The sequence below is a fragment of the Nocardia sp. GP40 genome, assembly GCF_050434125.1.
GTDB lineage: Bacteria > Actinomycetota > Actinomycetes > Mycobacteriales > Mycobacteriaceae > Nocardia > Nocardia albiluteola.
Genome location: NZ_JBNPVW010000017.1, coordinates 202,666 through 220,167, shown reverse-complemented (window position 1 = coordinate 220,167; position 17,502 = coordinate 202,666). Strand labels below are relative to the sequence as shown.

15 protein-coding genes and 1 pseudogene are annotated in these 17,502 nt (G+C 68.4%); 1 reads left to right on the top strand and 15 read right to left on the bottom strand.

Annotation, left to right across the window (positions count from 1 at the left end):
• Positions 1-87: 87 nt before the first annotated feature.
• Together ABH933_RS38440 and ABH933_RS38435 are read right to left on the bottom strand one after the other, a co-directional pair.
• Positions 88-447: a VOC family protein gene (locus ABH933_RS38440; RefSeq protein WP_215919937.1), complete on the bottom strand. Its 360-nt coding sequence runs from the start codon at positions 445-447 to the stop codon at positions 88-90.
• Between the two features lie 87 nt (positions 448-534).
• Entirely contained in the window at positions 535-1,368 is an 834-nt protein-coding gene (locus ABH933_RS38435) for an SAM-dependent methyltransferase (protein WP_429425214.1), read from the bottom strand.
• A 246-nt stretch (positions 1,369-1,614) separates the two neighbouring features.
• On the opposite strand from ABH933_RS38435, the gene ABH933_RS38430 reads away from it, so the two are divergent.
• Positions 1,615-2,415, top strand: a complete 801-nt coding sequence (locus ABH933_RS38430; protein WP_429425212.1) for an alpha/beta fold hydrolase — start codon at positions 1,615-1,617, stop codon at positions 2,413-2,415.
• A gap of 4 nt (positions 2,416-2,419) precedes the next feature.
• Here ABH933_RS38430 and ABH933_RS38425 read toward each other — a convergent pair whose 3' ends face one another.
• From ABH933_RS38425 to nuoD, 13 genes and pseudogenes are all read right to left on the bottom strand, one after another.
• Positions 2,420-3,013: a cell filamentation protein Fic gene (locus tag ABH933_RS38425; protein WP_429425209.1), complete on the bottom strand. Its 594-nt coding sequence runs from the start codon at positions 3,011-3,013 to the stop codon at positions 2,420-2,422.
• 153 nt (positions 3,014-3,166) lie between these two features.
• Positions 3,167-4,786, bottom strand: a complete 1,620-nt coding sequence (gene nuoN / locus ABH933_RS38420) for an NADH-quinone oxidoreductase subunit NuoN (RefSeq protein WP_429425207.1) — start codon at positions 4,784-4,786, stop codon at positions 3,167-3,169.
• Positions 4,783-6,468 carry an NADH-quinone oxidoreductase subunit M gene (locus ABH933_RS38415; protein WP_429425205.1) on the bottom strand — a complete coding sequence of 562 codons (1,686 nt, stop codon included), beginning with the start codon at positions 6,466-6,468 and terminating at the stop codon, positions 4,783-4,785. Before ABH933_RS38415 ends, nuoN begins: the two co-directional genes overlap by 4 nt.
• Positions 6,465-8,351, bottom strand: coding sequence for an NADH-quinone oxidoreductase subunit L (gene nuoL, locus ABH933_RS38410; protein WP_429425202.1), 1,887 nt, complete (start codon positions 8,349-8,351; stop codon positions 6,465-6,467). Before nuoL ends, ABH933_RS38415 begins: the two co-directional genes overlap by 4 nt.
• A 1-nt stretch (position 8,352) precedes the next feature.
• Positions 8,353-8,652: an NADH-quinone oxidoreductase subunit NuoK gene (gene nuoK / locus ABH933_RS38405; RefSeq protein WP_216903698.1), complete on the bottom strand. Its 300-nt coding sequence runs from the start codon at positions 8,650-8,652 to the stop codon at positions 8,353-8,355.
• A 12-nt stretch (positions 8,653-8,664) separates the two neighbouring features.
• Entirely contained in the window at positions 8,665-9,534 is an 870-nt protein-coding gene (locus tag ABH933_RS38400; protein ID WP_429425200.1) for an NADH-quinone oxidoreductase subunit J, read from the bottom strand.
• Positions 9,531-10,076, bottom strand: a complete 546-nt coding sequence (gene nuoI, locus ABH933_RS38395) for an NADH-quinone oxidoreductase subunit NuoI (protein WP_429425257.1) — start codon at positions 10,074-10,076, stop codon at positions 9,531-9,533. Before nuoI ends, ABH933_RS38400 begins: the two co-directional genes overlap by 4 nt.
• A gap of 45 nt (positions 10,077-10,121) precedes the next feature.
• Positions 10,122-11,336: pseudogene (nuoH, locus tag ABH933_RS38390) on the bottom strand (NADH-quinone oxidoreductase subunit NuoH); the annotation flags it as partial.
• Between the two features lie 5 nt (positions 11,337-11,341).
• Entirely contained in the window at positions 11,342-11,482 is a 141-nt protein-coding gene (locus ABH933_RS38385; RefSeq protein ID WP_429425198.1) for a hypothetical protein, read from the bottom strand.
• A complete protein-coding gene (locus tag ABH933_RS38380; protein ID WP_429425197.1) occupies positions 11,475-13,970 on the bottom strand; it encodes an NADH-quinone oxidoreductase subunit G in 2,496 nt (831 codons plus the stop codon). Before ABH933_RS38380 ends, ABH933_RS38385 begins: the two co-directional genes overlap by 8 nt.
• Positions 13,967-15,277 (bottom strand): NADH-quinone oxidoreductase subunit NuoF, encoded by a 1,311-nt coding sequence (gene nuoF / locus ABH933_RS38375; protein ID WP_429425195.1) that lies wholly within the window; start codon positions 15,275-15,277, stop codon positions 13,967-13,969. Before nuoF ends, ABH933_RS38380 begins: the two co-directional genes overlap by 4 nt.
• Positions 15,274-16,008 carry an NADH-quinone oxidoreductase subunit NuoE gene (gene nuoE / locus ABH933_RS38370; RefSeq protein WP_429425193.1) on the bottom strand — a complete coding sequence of 245 codons (735 nt, stop codon included), beginning with the start codon at positions 16,006-16,008 and terminating at the stop codon, positions 15,274-15,276. Before nuoE ends, nuoF begins: the two co-directional genes overlap by 4 nt.
• Positions 16,005-17,333: an NADH dehydrogenase (quinone) subunit D gene (gene nuoD, locus ABH933_RS38365; protein WP_429425191.1), complete on the bottom strand. Its 1,329-nt coding sequence runs from the start codon at positions 17,331-17,333 to the stop codon at positions 16,005-16,007. The genes nuoE and nuoD overlap by 4 nt, the downstream gene beginning before the upstream one ends.
• Positions 17,334-17,502: the final 169 nt, after the last annotated feature.

Sequence of the window (17,502 nt, the reverse complement as noted above, 5' to 3'; positions counted from 1 at the left end):
TAGCCTATAACCTAATTAGATTAGGTTCAAATGGATATGCTGAACCCGGCCGCGGGCGAATCGTCCCAGGGCCGGAGTCGGAGCGAATCACTCCAGGTTGTACGCGGTCTCGTGCCGCGGCTGATAGAGCCCGATCTCACCGGCGCCCGGCACGACGAGCGTGGTGAGCAGCCCCCAGCCCTGCTGGGTGATGCCGCCGGTGAACTCGACGCCCTTGGCCCGCAGCTCCTCGACGGTCGCGTGCAGGTCGTCGCACATCAGATACAGCTCGACCCGGCCGCTGTCGGGGCCGCCGGCCGGGTGCACGGCCAGCTCGGCCGGCGGCGACTTGAAGATCAGCCAGTCGTGTCCGGCATCGACATGAGCCAGGCCGAGCACGTCGCGGAAGAAGGCCCGCGCGGCATCCGCATCGGCCGCGTACATGATCGTGTGCGCACCATTGATCATGCGGACAGGCTATCGCTCCGGGCTATGCGTATCTCCGCATTCGCTCCGGCCATGCGCGGTTTCGGACGGCTTCGCCGACGGTGCCGATTAGGGCTTGCGGGCCAACGCGCAGGAGATCAGCTGCTCCCACAGGGTCAGGTCGCCGAGGTCGCGCGCCTCGACGCCGATCTTGCTGACGTCGTCGCCCGGGGTCGGCGCCGGACGCCACAGCGAACAGTTCACCAGGCCGGGCTCGAGTATCTCGAGATCGCCGAACAGCGCCTCGATCTCCTCGTCGGTGCGCCAGCGCCCCCGCCCGAAACTGTCCTGCAGCTTCGCCTCCGCGGCCTGGGTCTCCTCGTTCAGGCCGGACCGGAAATGCGAGATGTAGAACTCGCTGCCCGAGAGGACCTGATCGGCCCACCAGGCCACGAGATCGGCCGGGCGCTCACTGTCGTTGAGGTGGTGCAGGATCGCGCTGAAGATCACCCCGACGGGTTCGTCGAAGTTGATCAGTCGCTCGACCTCGGAGTTCTTGCGAATCTCCTCCGGATAGCGAAGATCGGCCTGGAAGACGGTGGTGTGCTCGTCGGTGGCCAGCAGCGCGCGCCCGTGCGCCAGCACGATCGGATCGTTGTCGACGTAGACCACGCGGGCCTCGGGATTGTGGCGCTGCGCGACCTGGTGCACGTTGTCCACGGTCGGCAGGCCGCTGCCGATGTCGATGAACTGCGAAATGCCGTCCCGGGAAATGGCGCCCACCGCGCGAATCAGCGCCTGCCGGTTGGCATATGCGATCGAGACCGAACCGGGCAGGTCCTCGATGAAGAAGTCGCCGATCTTTCGATCGACCTCGTAATTGTCCTTGCCGCCCAGCAGATAGTCGTAGACGCGGGCGATACTCGGCTTGGATTGATCGATCTGCGCGGAGCCCTCTGTCATCTCAACCACCCCTATCTGCGTTGCGATCCGTATCGGCACCATCGTAGGAGCCGCTCGAGACGGCGATGGGCACTTCGGTTATACCGGTCGCGAGTCGGACTGTCGCGTCGGCCGATGACCTTGAACGGCACCGAATTCCGGCACGGCGCGCACAGTCGCATCGAATGCCGCGCCGCGACCGATGAATTTCGGATACTGGGGGGAGTCGACATGGGTGCCCAGTTCGCTATGCCCAGGAGGATCCGCATGACCACATCCGTCACCACGCACACCCTCGCCGCCCCCGGCGTGCGCCTGTACTACGAGCTGCGCGGCGACGGACCGCTACTGGCGCTCGTCGGCTCGCCGATGCATTCGGCGCCGTTCATACCGCTGGCCGAGCAACTTGCCGAGCAGTACACCGTACTGACCCCCGACCCGCGCGGCCATTTCGGCAGCGAGCTCGACGATCCCGGCACCGACGCCACCCCCGAGTTGCGCGCCGACGACCTGGCGCGCATCCTGCGGCACCTGGACGCCGGTCCCGCAACCGTTCTCGGCTCCTCCGGCGGCGCGGTCACCACCCTGGCGCTACTGCAGGCGGCCCCGGAACTGGTGTCGACCGCCATCGCGCACGAACCGCCGCTCGCGGAACTCCTGGACGACCGGGAGTCCCAGCGCCGGACCCGCGACGACATCGTCGCGACCTTCCACGGCGACGAGGTCGTCGCTATCCGGAAGTTCTTCGCCATGACGGAGATGCCGTTCCCGGAGGGCGTGCTCGAGCAGATGCTGGCCCACCGCGACGCCGCCAACGACCGCTTCTTCTACCTCCACGAACTCGAGCCCACCGCCGGCTGGCGCCCCGACCTGGACGCCCTGCGCGCCCTGGACACCCACGTCGTCCTCGGCATCGGCGACACCTCCGCGGGCATGTTCTGCGACCGCACCACCCGCGCGCTGGCCGCCGAACTGAAGATCGAACCCACCCTCTTCCCCGGCGGTCACGCCGGCTTCATGGAGAACCCGCCCGCCTTCGCCGCCCGCCTTCGCGAGGTGATCCAGTAGCCGGTCAGGCCGTGAGCCGGTCCGGGTGGCAGGACAGCAGTAAGCCGAAGATGCCCGTGGCATCCTTACTCCGGTAGAAATCGACCATCAGCGTGTTGAACTCACGCCGCCGAAGGGCAGGCACGCTGATCGCGTCGATGCCGCAGGACATGAGGTGGCCGTTCATCATCGCGCGGCCGGTGCGCCTGTTGCCGTCGAAATAGAACTGGTTGAGCGCCGCGAAGAGGAAGTAAGCGATGCCCTGCTGTACAGGGTCGGGCAGCTCGAGAATGTCGGTGAGCCCCTCGCTGTGGAGACGAATCAGGTTTTCTCCGCCGGGTCCAGGCTCGGGGAGGATATGGCTGCCGTATGCGAGTTCGCGCATCGAGTCGGCGAGCGCAAGGACCTGACGTTCATTCGAAAGCCGATGGCCGCCTACGGTGACACCCTCCATCAGTGTCTGCACGTCAGGATAGGTGAAGGGATTGCCCTCCAGCACCGCCGCGTCCCAGACAAATCCCGGCATTGTCCTGCGCATACGCCAAACGGCACGTTCGCGGGTGTGCCTCGCGAGGTCGATGTCCAGCTCGCTGGTGTCCCAGGTGAATCCGAGGGTCATGGCGCCACTGTAACGCCGTCGAGGGTCGGCCCTGCCCGTTGCCTGTCCACCCGGTTGTCGACGGGCACGCTGATCGCAGGCTCGATTGGAACACCATGGCCGAACGCACTGCGCCCGGATGCATCGGGCGCATCCGGGCACAGCGTGAACGGTTCAGTGCACGAACGACGTTGCGCGGGTGGCGATGTCCAGGACCGGCTGGGGGAACACGCCCAGGACCAGGGTGGCCGCGGCGGTCAGGGCGACCACCGTGCTCGTCAGGGGTGGGGTGACGATCTGGGGGGCGTCGTCGGCGGGGTCGGTGAAGAACATCAGGACGATGACGCGGATGTAGAAGTAGGCGGCGATGGCGCTGCAGATCACGCCGATGATCACCAGCCACGAGTCGCCGGCCGCGGCCGCGGCCTGGAAGACCGCGAACTTGCTGACGAATCCGCTGGTGAGCGGGATGCCCGCGAAGGAGAGCAGGAACAGCGCGAAAATCGTGGCCAGCCAGGGGGATTGGCGGCCCAGTCCGGCCCAGGCCGACATCGAGGTGGCCTCGTCGCCGACCCTGTCGCGCACCAGCGTCACCACCGCGAATGCGCCCGTGGTGCTGATGCCGTACGCCACCAGGTAGAACAGCACCGAGGAGGTGCCCTGGGTGTTGGCCGCCACCAGCGCGACCAGGATGAAACCGGCGTGGGCCACCGACGAATACGCGAGCATGCGCTTCACGTCGGTCTGCGTGACCGCCACGACCGCGCCCACCGCCATCGTCGCCACGGCCACCGCGGCCAGGATCGGGCGCCAGTCCTCGCGCAGCCCGGGCACCGCCACCTGCAGCACCCGTAGGAAGGCGCCGACCGCCGCGATCTTGGTGCCCGCGGCCATGAACGCGGTCACCGAGGTCGGTGCGCCCTGGTACACGTCGGGCACCCAGGCCTGGAACGGCACCGCGCCGATCTTGAACAGCAGCCCGACCGCCAGCATCGCGATGCCCAGCACGGCAAGGGTTTTCGAACCGGAATCCCGGGAGACCGCCGCGGCTATGCCCGAGAAGCGCACGGTCCCGGCATATCCGTACAGCAGCGCCATCCCATACAGGAAGAAGGCCGAGGAGAATGCCCCCAGCAGAAAGTATTTCAGCGCCGCCTCCTGCGAGAGCAGCCGCCGGCGGCGGGCCAGCCCGCACAGCAGGTACAGCGGCAGCGACAGCACCTCGAGCGCGACGAACATGGTCAGCAGGTCATTGGAGGCCGGGAACAGCAGCAGCCCGCCCACCGCGATCAGCATGAGCGGGAACACCTCGGTGGTCGTGATTCCCGCACGGGCCGCGGCGATCTCGTCGGCGCTGCCCGGCGTGGCGGCCGCCTGCGGGGTGAACGCGTCGACCGGAACCCGCACGCCCGCGGCGGCCGCGCGGCTCCAGGTGCCCGGCCCCTCGCGGCGCATCCGGCCCAGCCGCGGCTCGATCCCGCGCTCGGCCATCAGTGCCAGCCCGAGCAGCGCCGCGACCAGGATGGTGCCCTGCAGCACCAGGGTGACGTTGTCGATCGCGACCGCACCGACCACCGCGGTGGTGTGCGTGCCCGCCAGCCCGATCACCGCGGCCAAGGCCACGCCCAGCCCGGCGACGCCGAGCACCAGCTGCAGGGGATAGCGCCACGGCCGCGGCGCGAACGCCTCGACCAGCACGGCGGCAACCGCGACGCCGAATACGATGAGCATCGGTGACAGATCGCGGTATTCGATGGACGGGGCCGTGACCGTTGCGACTGCAAGTGTGTTCACTTGTGCGTACCTCCGTCGGAGATGGTCGCCGCCTGCGGCACCGCGGGCGCAGGATCGTGTGCGCCGATCGTGGTGAGGGTCCCGGCGACGGCCGGATTGATGCGATCCAGCAGCGGTTTCGGATAGGCGCCCAGGAACAGCAGCGCGACGATCAGCGGCACCACGACGACCAATTCGCGGGGCACCAGATCGTAGAGCCGCTCGTTGCCCTGCTTGACCGGCCCGGTCATCATCCGCTGGTACATCCAGAGCACGTAGATCGCGGCGAGCACCAGCGCGCTGGTGGCACAGACCGCCGCGACCGGATACCGGGTGAAGGTGCCGACCAGGACCAGGAATTCGCTGACGAACGGGGCGAGGCCGGGCAGCGACAGCGTGGCCAGGCCCGCGATCAGGAAGGTCCCGGCCAGGACCGGCGCGACCTTCTGCACGCCACCGAAGTCGGCGATCATGCGGGTTCCCTTGCGCGAGACCAGGAATCCGGCGATCAGGAACAGCGCGGCGGTGGAGATGCCGTGGTTGACCATGTAGAGGGTCGCGCCCGCGCCGCTCTGATTGGTCATGGCGAAGATGCCCAGGATGATGAACCCGAAGTGCGAGATCGAGGTGTAGGCGATCAGGCGCATCACGTCCTTCTGCCCGATCGCCAGGATCGCGCCGTAGGCGATGCCGATCACCGCGAGGACGCTGATCAGTGGCGCGTAGGTGTGCGCGGCGTGCGGGAACAGCAGCAGGCAGTAGCGCAGCATGCCGAACGTGCCGACCTTGTCGACCACCGCCATCATCAGGACGGCGCTCGACGGTGTCGCCGAGACCGCGGCGTCGGGCAGCCAGGTGTGCAACGGCCACAGCGGCGCCTTCACCGCGAAGGCGAACATGAATCCCAGGAACAGTGCGTTGAGCACCGCCGGGCCCGCACCCAGATGCCCGGAGTTGGCCGCGGCGACGACGGCGCGGAAATCGAAGGTGCCGTCGGATCCGCCCAGATGCTGGCGCGCGGTGAGCACATACAGCCCGATCACCGCGGCGAGCATGATGAGCCCGCCGAACAGGTTGTACAGCAGGAACTTCACCGCCGCGCGCGAGCGCTGCCGCCGCAGTTCCGTGTAGCTGCCCCGCCCGCCGGAGATCGTGTCAGGCCCGGAGGCGGCAGCTTGCGTAACCATGGAGGGCCCGTGATCTCCGGTAATTCTGCTCTGCCCGAATCCGCCGATCAGGAAGTACATCGGGATCAGCATGACCTCGAAGAACACGTAGAACAGCAGAATATCCAGGGACACAAAGGAAATCAGCACCATCGACTCGACGATCAGCGTCAGCGCCACATAGATGTGCGCCACGCGCCTCCCGGTGCCGACCTCCCGCTCGTCCCCCCACCCCGCGATGATCAGCAGCGGCACGAGTCCGGCGGTGAGCAGGATCAGCGCCAGCGCGATCCCGTCGACACCGAGGGTGTAGCCCGCCCCGAAAGCCGGTATCCAGCGGTGCGATTCGGTGAGCTGGTACTGCGGCCCGCCCGGGGTGAACCGGGTCGCGACCACGATCCCGATCACCAGTGTGGCCAGCGAGAAGACCAGCCCGGTCCAGCGGGCGAGGGAGCGCGCAGACGCGGGCATCGCCACCACCGCGGCGGCCCCGACCAGGGGCAACAGCCACAGCGTTGTCAGCCAGGGATAGTTCACAGCAACCTCACCGCCAGCAGGGCCGCGACCACCAGGGCCGCGCCGGTGAACATGGACAGAGCGTAGGAACGCACGAATCCGGTTTGCACGCGCCGGATTCGGGAGGACACCGCGCCGATGAGGGCCGCGGTCGAGTTCACGATGCCGTCGATGCCGCGGGCGTCCAGGAAGACCAGCGAGCGGGTCAGCTCCGCGCCGGGGCGCATGAACGCGGCCTCGTTGAACGCGTCGCCGTACAGGTCGCGGCGCGCGGCGACGGTGAGCCCGGAGACCTGCTCGGGCGCGGTCTCGGGGACGGGACGGCGGGCGTACTGCCCGTACGCCACGGCCACACCGATCGCGACGACCACCAGGGCCAGCACCGTCACCACCCAGGAGGGCATGGCGCCCTCGGAATGTTCCTGTCCGACAACGGGAGCCAGCCAGTTCTGCAGCGAGGAGCCGTAGAAGAACAGCCCGCCGGAGAACACCGATCCAAGGGCCAGCAGGATCATCGGGCCGGTCATCGAGGCGGGCGATTCGTGCGGATGGGTGTCCGGCGCCCAGCGCTTGTCGCCGAAGAAGGTCAGGATCATCACGCGGGTCATGTAGAACGCGGTGATCCCGGCGCCCAGCAGCGCGGCGGCACCGAGCGTGACCCCGCTCGCGCCGCCGTGTCCGAACGCCGCCTCGATGATGCGGTCCTTGGAGAAGAAGCCCGCGAACGGCGGTACGCCGATGATCGCCAGATAGCCCAGCCCGAAGGTGACGAAGGTGATCGGCATGAGCGCGCGCAGCCCGCCGTAGCGGCGCATATCGGTCTCGTCGTTCATCGCGTGCATCACCGAACCGGCGCCGAGGAACAGTCCGGCCTTGAAGAATCCGTGGGTCAGCAGATGCATGATCGCGACCGCGTATCCGGCCGGGCCCAGGCCCGCCGCGAGCACCATGTAGCCGATCTGGCTCATCGTGGAGGCCGCGAGCGCCTTCTTGATGTCGTCCTTGGCGCAGCCGATGATCGCGCCGAACAGCAGCGTGACCGCGCCGACGACGAGCACGCCCGTGCGGGCGCCCGGCGCGAGATCGAAGATCGCGTGCGAGCGGGCGATCAGGTACACACCGGCGGTGACCATGGTGGCGGCGTGGATGAGCGCCGAGACCGGGGTCGGGCCCTCCATCGCGTCCCCGAGCCAGGACTGCAGCGGCACCTGCGCGGACTTGCCGCACGCACCCAGCAGCAGCAACAGCCCGATCGCGGTGAGCGTGCCCTGGCTCGCGTGCGGCGCGCCCCCGAACACGCGGCCGAAGTCGACCGAGCCGAAGGTGGCGAACATGACGAAAAGCGCGATGGCCAAACCCATGTCGCCGACCCGGTTCACCACGAACGCCTTCTTGGCAGCGGTCGCCGCCGAGGGCTTGTGATACCAGAACCCGATCAGCAGGTACGAGGCCAGGCCCACGCCCTCCCAGCCCAGATACAGCACCAGGTAGTTGCCGGCCAGGACCAGCACCAGCATCGCGGCCAGGAACAGGTTGAGGTAGGCGAAGAACCGCCGCCGCCCCTCGTCGTGTGCCATGTAGCCGACCGAGTACAGGTGGATCAGCGACCCGACGCCGGTGATCAGCAGCGCGAAACACATCGAGAGCTGATCCAGCTGCAGGGTGAAGTTCACCTGCAGCCCGGCTACGGGCACCCAGCTGAAGAAGTCGTGCGATACGGCCCGGTCCGCGCCGGAGCGCCCGAGCATATCGGCGAAGGCCCACACCGCGATTCCGAAGGAGGCGAACGCGGCCGCCACGCCCAGCCAGTGTCCCCGGGCATCGCTCGCGCGCCCGCCCAGCAGCAGGATGACCGCGCCCGCGAGCGGCAGAGCCGGCAGCAACCAGAGCATCTGCGTACCCATGTCAGTACTTCAGCAGGTTGGCGTCGTCGACCGAGGTCGAGCGGCGGGCGCGGAAGATGGTCATGATGATCGCCAGGCCGATGACGACCTCGGCCGCGGCCACGACCATGGTGAAGAAGGCGTAGACCTGGCCGTCGAGGTTGGCGTGTTCGCGGGCGAATGTGACGAACGCCAGGTTCACCGCGTTGAGCATCAGCTCGATGCACATGAACACGACGATCGCGTTGCGCCGCACCAGGACTCCGACCGCGCCGATGGTGAACAGCAGTGCCGAGAGATACAGATAGTTGTCCGGATTCACCGCAGAGCCTTTCTAGTCAGCCGTGCTGGCGTCGTCGTTGCCGGAGCCGTTGTGCGGTCCGGAGGAGCCGTTGCCGTTGGTCACGCCCACGCCGATGACCGCCGCCTCGGTGTGCGCGCGATGACGGCGGTGCCGCAGGATGGTGCTGACCGACAGTTCGGCGAACGAGCCGTCGGGCAGGCGGGCAGGAATGTCCACCGCGTTGTGGCGGGCGTACACGCCCGGCGTGGGCAACGGGGTGACCCGATCACCATCGAGCACACGCTGTTTGGACATCGCCCTCTGATCCGAGTGCAACCCGAACCGTTCCCGGTGGGCCAGCACCATCGCCCCGATGGTGGCGGTGATCAGCAGCGCTCCCGTCAGCTCGAATGCCCACACGTACCGCACGAAGATCAGCTCGGCCAGGGCGTTGATGGAGTACTGTCCGAAGCCCGGCCCCCGCTGCGCCACCGAATCGTCGTGCAGCCCACGGGCGATGGCCGCGCTCAGCAGCAGGGCGAACCCGATGCCGACGACGATGACCGCGATCCGCTGCCCGCGCAGCGTCTCCCGCAGCGATTCGGAGGTGTCGACGCCGACCAGCATCAGCACGAACAGGAACAGCATCATCACCGCGCCGGTGTAGACCACGATCTGCACCACGCCCAGGAACAGCGCGTTCTCGGCGATGTAGAACACCGACAGCGTGATCATGGTGGCCGCCAGGCACATTGCCGCGTGCACGGCCTTGCGCGCGGTCACCATGCCCAGCGCCCCGGCCACCGCGACGACCGCCAGCACCCAGAACAGCACCGCCTCGCCGGTGGAGGTGTGCGTCGCGCCCTCGGCGAGGGCGAGCTGCCCGGCCCGCGGGACCGCGTGTGCCGCCAGGGGATTCATCGCGATGCTCCTTCCGCTCCGGCCGCGGCCGGGGTCTGTCCGGAGACGATGTCCGGCTCGGACGTCGCCCCTGCCGCAAGGCTGCCCAGCACGTCGATCGTGCCGAGGTAGTAGTCCTGCTCGGTGGTACCGGGCACCGTGGCGTGCGGCGGAAGGGTCATCCCCGCTTGGAGCGGGGCCAGCAGCCGGTCCTTCTCGTAGATCAGGTCCGCGCGGTTGTCGTCGGCCAGCTCGTATTCGTTGGTCATCGTCAGCGCGCGGGTGGGGCAGGCCTCGATGCACAGGCCGCAGCCGATGCAGCGCAGGTAGTTGATCTGATAGACGCGGCCGTACCGCTCACCGGGGGAGAAGCGTTCGGCCTCGGTGTTGTCCGCGCCCTCGACGTAGATCGCGTCGGCCGGGCAGGCCCAGGCGCACAGCTCGCAGCCGATGCACTTCTCGAGTCCGTCGGGATGGCGGTTGAGCTGATGGCGGCCGTGATAGCGCGGCGCGGTCGGCTCCTTGACCTCCGGATAGAACTCGGTGTTCTTCTTCTTGAACATGGTCAGGAAGGTGACCGCGAAGCCCGCGAACGGCTCGAGCAGACCGGGTTTCGGGCCCTGGCGCGAGGCCGTGGCCGGCATCGGCGGTACCGGGAATCCGGAGTAGTCGGCGGGCTCGGCCGGCGCCGGGGTGCCGCTGCCGCGCAGGCCCGCGCGCACCACCATCGCCAGCAGCAGCAGCGTCAGCGCGATCCCACCGATCACCATTCCGGCGGTTTGGATGTGAACTCCGTTGTCCTGCAGCACCTTCAGGGTCGCGACGACCATCACCCACAGCAGCGAGACCGGGATCAGCAGCTTCCAGCCCAGATTCATGAACTGGTCGTAGCGCAGTCGCGGCAGTGTGCCGCGCAGCCAGATGAACACGAACAGGAAGATCCACATCTTCGCGGTGAACCACAGCAGCGGCCACCATCCGGAATTGGCTCCCGCCCACAGGTTCAGCGGGAACGGCGCGTGCCAGCCGCCGAAGAACAGCGTGGTCGCCAGCGCGGACACCGTGCCCATGTTGATGTACTCGGCCATCATGAACATGGCGAACTTGAGCGAGGAGTATTCGGTGTGGAAGCCGCCGACGAGCTCGCCCTCGGCCTCGGGCAGATCGAACGGCGCCCGGTTGGTCTCGCCGACCATGGACACCGCGTAGATGACGAACGAGGGCAGCAGCAGGAAGACGTTCCAGGTGCCCCACTGGTGCGCGACGATGCCGGAGGTCGACATCGTGCCGGTCAGCAGGAACACCGCCGCGAAGCAGGCCGCCATCGCGATCTCGTAGGAGATCACCTGCGCGGTCGAGCGCAGCCCGCCCAGCAGCGGATACGTCGATCCCGACGCCCAGCCGGCCAGCACGATGCCGTACACGCCGACCGAGGCCATCGCCAGGATGTACAGCACCCCGACGGGCATGTCGGTGAGCTGCAACGGGGTCCGGGTGCCGAAGATCGATACCTCCGGCCCGAACGGCATCACCGCGAACGCCATCACCGCCGGAATCAGCGAAACCACCGGGGCGAGAATGAATATCGGCTTGTCCACGATGGCCGGGACGATGTCCTCCTTGAGGAGCATCTTCACCCCGTCGGCGATCGACTGCAGGGTGCCGTGCGGCCCGACCCGGTTCGGGCCGACGCGCATCTGCATCCACGCCACGATCTTGCGTTCGGCGTAGACGCCGAGCATCGGGATGAGTAGCAGGAAGATGAAGATCGCGATGCATTTCACCACCACCAGCCACCAGGGGTCGTGGCCGAAGGCACTCATATCACTCACGACAGCACCTCCTCGATGCTCGGGCGGGACAGTTCCGTCATTCCGGCACGCTGCTGGCCGGAATCTGTTGCGACCGAGCCGGTTCCGGTGGATCCCGGCCGCATACGCGCCGGGGTGACGGGGATGAGCTCACTCACGGTGGTCCTCCCGCCGGATGCGCACGACATGTCCCGGGGTGGTGGAAAGCTGTTGGTACACCGCCGATCCGGGCGAATTCAGCGGAAGCCAGACGACCCGGTCGGGCATCTCGGTCACCTCGAGGGGCAGCGTGATGTGGCCGTGGTCGGTGCTCACGTGCACCGGATCGCCGGTGCTGGCGCCGATTTCGGCCGCGGTGTCGTGCGACAGGCGCACGACCGGCCGGCGAGCGGTGGCGGCGAGATTCTCCTCGCCGTCCTGCAGGCGGCCACGGTCGATGAGCATCCGCCAGCCGGCCAGGATCGCGCTGCCCGCCGGGGGCTGCGGCAGCGGTTCGGGCAGCGCGTCGGGGCCGGTCGCCGCCGGGCCGTCCCAGGCGCCGAGCGCGGCCAGTTCCGCACGGGCCGAGGCGATGTCGGGCAGCCGCAGCGGCACGCGCATCTCCTCGGCGATGGCGTGCAGGACGCGGTGATCGGCCAGCGACGCGGCCTGCCTGCGGACGGTCGAATCGCCCAGTGCCGCATCGAATTCCCGCGCGCGGCCCTCCCAGGTCAGGAAGGTGCCGGACTTCTCCGAGGCGGTGGCTACCGGGAACACCACGTCGGCGTGGTCGGTGATCTCGCTGCGCCGCAGCTCCAGGCTGACCACGAAGCGGGCGGCGGCGATGGCGGCCAGGGCCGCGGTGGGATCGGGCAGGTCGCCGATCTCGACACCGCCGACGACCAGCGCCCCGAGCGTGGACGCGGCGGCCAGGATGGCCGCGGTGTCACGCCCGGTATCCACGGGCAGATCGTCCACGTCCCACGCTAACTTGATCTGCTGCCGCGCATGGGAATCCACGATCGGGCGGCCACCGGGCAGCAGGCCCGGCAACGCACCGGCCTCGACGGCCCCGCGCTCGCCGGCGCGGCGCGGCACCCAGGCCAGGGCCGCGCCGGTGTCGTCGGCCAGGCGGACCGCGGCCGACAGCGCGCCGGGCGCGGTAGCCAGGCGCTCGCCGGCCAGGATCACCGCGCCGGGTTCGCGCAGCAGGTGGGCGAGCCGGGCGGCGGCGGCCCGGCCGCCCTCGTCGTCCAGGGCGATACCGGCCTGTTCCAGGCCGGTATCCACGCCCGTGCGAAGGGTTTCCAGCAGATGCGCCTCGGCGCCCGGCACCGTGGTCAGCAGCGTGCCGGACATGCGTTCCAGCCCGCGGCTGGCGTGCGCGGCCAGCGAATATACCGCCAGCCCCCGTTTCCGGGCGGCCTTGCGCAGTCTCAGGTAGACGATCGGGGACTCCTCCTCGGGCTCGAATCCGGCGAGCAACACCACCGGGGCGGCCTCGAGGGCGGCGTAGTCGACCGGCATGCCCTGCCCGGCGATCCGGGCGGCGAGGAATTCGGCCTCCTCCTCCGAATGGGGGCGGGCGCGGAAGTCGATGTCGTTGGTGCCCAGGGCGATGCGGGCGAACTTGGCGTAGGCGTAGGCGTCCTCGAGGGTGGCACGCCCGCCGACCAGCACCCCCGCGTTGCCGCGCGCGGCGGCCAGGCCCTCGGCGGCGCGCGCGAGGGCCTCGGACCAGGAGGCGGGGGTCAGTTCGCCGTCCCAGCCGCGGACCATCGGGGTGGTGATCCGGTCGGGCTCGCCGGCGTAGGCGAAGGCCCAGCGGCCCTTGTCGCAGTTCCATTCCTCGTTGACCTGCGGGTCGTCACCGGCCAAGCGGCGCAACACCTTTCCACGCCGGTGATCGGTGCGCTGGGCGCAGCCCGAGGCGCAGTGCTCGCACACCGCCGGGCTCGAGACCAGGTCGAAGGGCCGGGCCCGGAACCGGTAGGCGGTGCCGGTGAGCGCGCCGACCGGGCAGATCTGCACGGTATTGCCCGAGAAGTAGGAATCCAGGGGTTCGCCGTCGGCGATGCCGACCTGTTGCAGCGCACCGCGATCCATCAGTTCGATGAACGGATCGCCGGCGACCTGCTGGGAGAAGCGGGTGCAGCGGGCGCACAGCACGCAGCGCTCGCGGTCCAGCAGCACGGCCGAGGACAGCGGAATCGGTTTGGGGTACGTGCGTTTGACGCCGTCGAAGCGGGACTCGGCGCGCCCGGTGGACATCGCCTGGTTCTGCAGCGGGCACTCCCCGCCCTTGTCGCACACCGGGCAGTCGAGCGGGTGGTTGATGAGCAGCAGCTCCATCACCCCCTCCTGCCCCTTCTGCGCCGTGGGGGAGGTGAGCTGGGTCCGCACGACCATGCCGTCGGTGACGGTCATCGTGCAGGAGGCCACCGGCTTTCGCTGCCCCTCCACCTCGACGAGGCATTGGCGGCAGGCGCCGACCGGGTCGAGCAGGGGATGGTCACAGAATCGAGGGACCTGGATGCCGACGAGTTCGGCGGCGCGAATGATCAGCGTGCCCGTCGGCACACTGAGGGTGGTGTCGTCGATAGTGACGGTGACCATGTCCGCGGGGGTCACCCCGCCGCTGGTACCCGAGGAAACCGTGGCGGTCATCGCGCGCCTCCTTGTGCGGTGACCGCCCAGGCGGTCGAGCGGGCCGGATCGAACGGACAGCGCCCCTCGCGCAGGTGCCGCTCGTATTCGTCGCGGAAGTACTTCAACGAGGAGAAGATCGGGCTGGCCGCGCCGTCGCCGAGCGCGCAGAACGACTTGCCGTTGATGTTGTCGGCGATGTCGAGAAGCTTGTCGAGGTCGGCCTCGGTGCCCTGCCCGTGTTCGAGTCGCTCGAGCAGTTGCACGAGCCAGTAGGTGCCCTCGCGGCACGGAGTGCATTTACCGCAGGATTCGTGGGCATAGAACTCGGTCCAGCGCAGCACCGCGCGCACCACGCAGGTGGTGTCGTCGAAGATCTGTAATGCCTTGGTGCCCAGCATGGATCCCGCGGCGGCCACATTCTCGTAGTCCAGCGGGACGTCGAGGTGTTCGGCCGTGAGCAGCGGAGTGGACGATCCTCCCGGGGTCCAGAACTTCAGGGTGTGCCCAGCACGCACGCCGCCCGCGTAGCCGAGCAGCTCGCGCAGCGTAATGCCCAGTGGCGCCTCGTATTGCCCGGGCCGGGCGATGTGCCCGGACAGCGAGTAGAGGGTGAATCCGGGCGAGCGCTCCGAGCCCATCGACCGGAACCAGTCGATGCCGTTGAGGATGATCGGGGGCACGCTGGCAATGGATTCCACATTGTTGACCACCGTCGGGCTGGCGTACAGGCCTGCGACGGCAGGGAACGGCGGTCGCAGCCGGGGCTGGCCGCGGCGGCCCTCGAGCGAATCCAGCAGCGCGGTCTCCTCGCCGCAGATGTACGCCCCGGCCCCGGCGTGCACGATCAGTTCCAGGTCGTAGTGGGAGCCGAGAATGTTGTGGCCGAGATAGCCGGCGGCATAGGCCTCGGCGACCGCGGCCTGCAGCCGCCGCAGCACCGGCAGCACCTCGCCGCGTACGTAGATGAACGCGTGCGAGGCGCGGATCGCGTAGGCCGCGATGATCACGCCCTCGATCAGCACGTGCGGGGTGGCCAGCATGAGCGGAATGTCCTTGCAGGTACCGGGTTCCGACTCGTCGGCGTTGACCACGAGGTAGTGCGGTTTGCCGGAATCCTGCGGGATGAAGCCCCATTTCATACCCGTCGGGAAGCCGGCGCCGCCGCGGCCGCGCAGCCCGGAATCCTTGACGGTGGAGATGACCTCGTCCGGATGCATGCGCAGTGCCTTGGGCAGTGCGAGATATCCGTCGTGGCGGCGGTAGGTGTCCAGGGTCCACGACTGCGGCTCGTCCCAGTAGCGGGTGAGCACGGGGGCGAGAGTCACCGGTCGCTCCCGTCGTCGAACCGCGAATCATGCTGGTGCAGCGGCTGTTCGGGCACCGCTGTGGTGCGGGCGACGTGCAGTCCGGCCAGGGTGGCCGCGCCCGTCTCGCCGTCGGTGACCCCGGGACGCTCGTCCGGGAAGCCGGCCAGCACGCGGGCGGTCTCGCGGAAGGTGCACAGCGGTATCCCGCTGCGGCTGCCGATCACCGGTTCGCCGTTACGCAGCGAATCCGCCAGTGCGCGTGCGGATTCGGGGGTCTGGTTGTCGAAGAACTCCCAGTTCACCATGACGACCGGCGCGTAGTCGCAGGCGGCGTTGCACTCGATGTGCTCGAGGGTGATGCTGCCGTCGGCGGTGGTCTCCCCGTGCCCGATACCCAGGTGGGCCTTCAGCGCGGCCAGGATCTCGTCGCCGCCCAGGATCGCGCACAGCGTGTTGGTGCACACCCCGACGTGGTAGTCGCCGGTCGGGGTGCTGCGGTACATGGAGTAGAAGGTGGCCACGGCGGTGACCTCGGCATCGGTCAGGCCCAGCTGCTCGGCGCAGAATCCGATGCCGGTGCCCGAAATGTACCCCTCGACGCTCTGCACCAGGTGCAGCAGCGGCAGCAGCGCCGAGCGCGACTGCGGATAGCAGTCGATGATCTGCTTCGCGTCGGCCTCGAGCCGGTCGTGCACCTCGGCCGGATACGGAATCGGCCGCGTGGAGAGCTTCAACAGGATTTCCGTCATCGATCAACACCACCCATCACCGGGTCGATACTCGCCACGGCGGCGATCACGTCGGCGACCATGCCGCCCTCGCACATCGCCGCCACCGCCTGCAGATTCGTGAACGAGGGGTCGCGATAGTGCACCCGGTAGGGCCGGGTACCCCCGTCGCTGACCATGTGCACGCCGAGCTCCCCGCGCGGGGATTCCACCGAGGTGTACACCTGCCCGGGCGGCACCCGCAGCCCCTCGGTGACCAGCTTGAAGTGGTGGATCAGGCCCTCCATCGAGGTGCCCATGATGTGGCCGATGTACTCGGGGGAGTTGCCCAGGCCGTCCGGTCCCAGCTTCAGGTCCGCGGGCCAGGCGATCTTCCTGTCCTCCACCATGACCGGGCCGGGTCGCAGCTTGTCCAGGCACTGCTCGACGATCTTGAGCGACTCCTTCATCTCGTTCACGCGGATGAGGTAGCGGCCGTAGCAGTCGCAGCCGGTGTCGGTCATGACGTCGAATTCGTATGTCTCGTAACCGCAGTAGGGCTGGGACTTGCGCAGATCGTGTGGCAGGCCGGTGGAGCGCAGCACCGGGCCGGTGATGCCCAGGGCCATGCACCCGGCCAGGTCCAGGTAGCCGACGCCGCGGGTGCGGGCCTTCCAGATCGGGTTCTGGTTGAGCAGCAGCTCCATATCGCGCAGGCGTTTGGGCATGAGCGCCAACAGGTCTCGCACCTTGGCCACGCCGTCGTCGGGCAGATCCTGGGCCAGGCCGCCGGGGCGGATGTAGGCGTGGTTCATGCGCAGGCCGGTGATGGTCTCGAAGATGTCCAGGATCAGTTCGCGCTCACGGAATCCGAACAGCATCGCGGTCAGCGCGCCCAGCTCCATGCCGCCGGTGGCCAGGGCCACCAGATGCGAGGAGATGCGGTTCAGTTCCATGAGCATCACCCGGATCACGGTGACCCGCTCGGGAATCGCCTCGGTGATGCCCAGCAGCTTCTCCACCGCCAGGCAGTAGGCGGTCTCATTGAAGAACGGGGAGAGGTAGTCCATGCGGGTGACGAAGGTGGTGCCCTGCACCCAGGTGCGGTATTCGAGGTTCTTCTCGATGCCCGTGTGCAGATAGCCGATGCCGCAGCGGGCCTCGGTGACCGTCTCGCCTTCGATCTCCAGGATCAGCCGCAGCACACCATGCGTCGAGGGGTGCTGCGGGCCCATGTTGACCACGATGCGTTCTTCGGCGGCGCCGTCGAGGGCCTGGCGCACGTCGTCCCAGTCCTGCCCCACGACGGTGACAGTGGATTCGGTTGGGGAGGAACCTGTTTCGCGTTTGGTGTCTGTCTCGTTCATCAGTGGTACGTCCTCCGCTGGTCGGGCTTCGACGATGCAGTCGCGCGCCCGGCTGTGTCGTGCCGAGTGTCTGTCCCGTTCATCAGTGGTACGTCCTGCGCTGGTCGGGCTTCGACGATGCAGCCGCGCGCCCGGCTGTGTCGTGCCGAGTGGTCGTGCCGAGTGTCTG

Excerpts from the sequence above, each read along its gene's own strand:
- ABH933_RS38440 (WP_215919937.1), bottom strand. The coding sequence starts at position 447 with ATGATCAATGGTGCGCACACGATCATGTACGCGGCCGATGCGGATGCC.
- ABH933_RS38435 (WP_429425214.1), bottom strand. The coding sequence starts at position 1,368 with ATGACAGAGGGCTCCGCGCAGATCGATCAATCCAAGCCGAGTATCGCC.
- ABH933_RS38430 (WP_429425212.1), top strand. The coding sequence starts at position 1,615 with ATGACCACATCCGTCACCACGCACACCCTCGCCGCCCCCGGCGTGCGC.
- ABH933_RS38425 (WP_429425209.1), bottom strand. The coding sequence starts at position 3,013 with ATGACCCTCGGATTCACCTGGGACACCAGCGAGCTGGACATCGACCTC.
- nuoL (WP_429425202.1), bottom strand. The coding sequence starts at position 8,351 with ATGGGTACGCAGATGCTCTGGTTGCTGCCGGCTCTGCCGCTCGCGGGC.
- ABH933_RS38400 (WP_429425200.1), bottom strand. The coding sequence starts at position 9,534 with ATGAATCCCCTGGCGGCACACGCGGTCCCGCGGGCCGGGCAGCTCGCC.
- nuoI (WP_429425257.1), bottom strand. The coding sequence starts at position 10,076 with ATGTTCAAGAAGAAGAACACCGAGTTCTATCCGGAGGTCAAGGAGCCG.
- ABH933_RS38380 (WP_429425197.1), bottom strand. The coding sequence starts at position 13,970 with ATGACCGCCACGGTTTCCTCGGGTACCAGCGGCGGGGTGACCCCCGCG.
- nuoE (WP_429425193.1), bottom strand. The coding sequence starts at position 16,008 with ATGACGGAAATCCTGTTGAAGCTCTCCACGCGGCCGATTCCGTATCCG.
- nuoD (WP_429425191.1), bottom strand. The coding sequence starts at position 17,333 with ATGAACGAGACAGACACCAAACGCGAAACAGGTTCCTCCCCAACCGAA.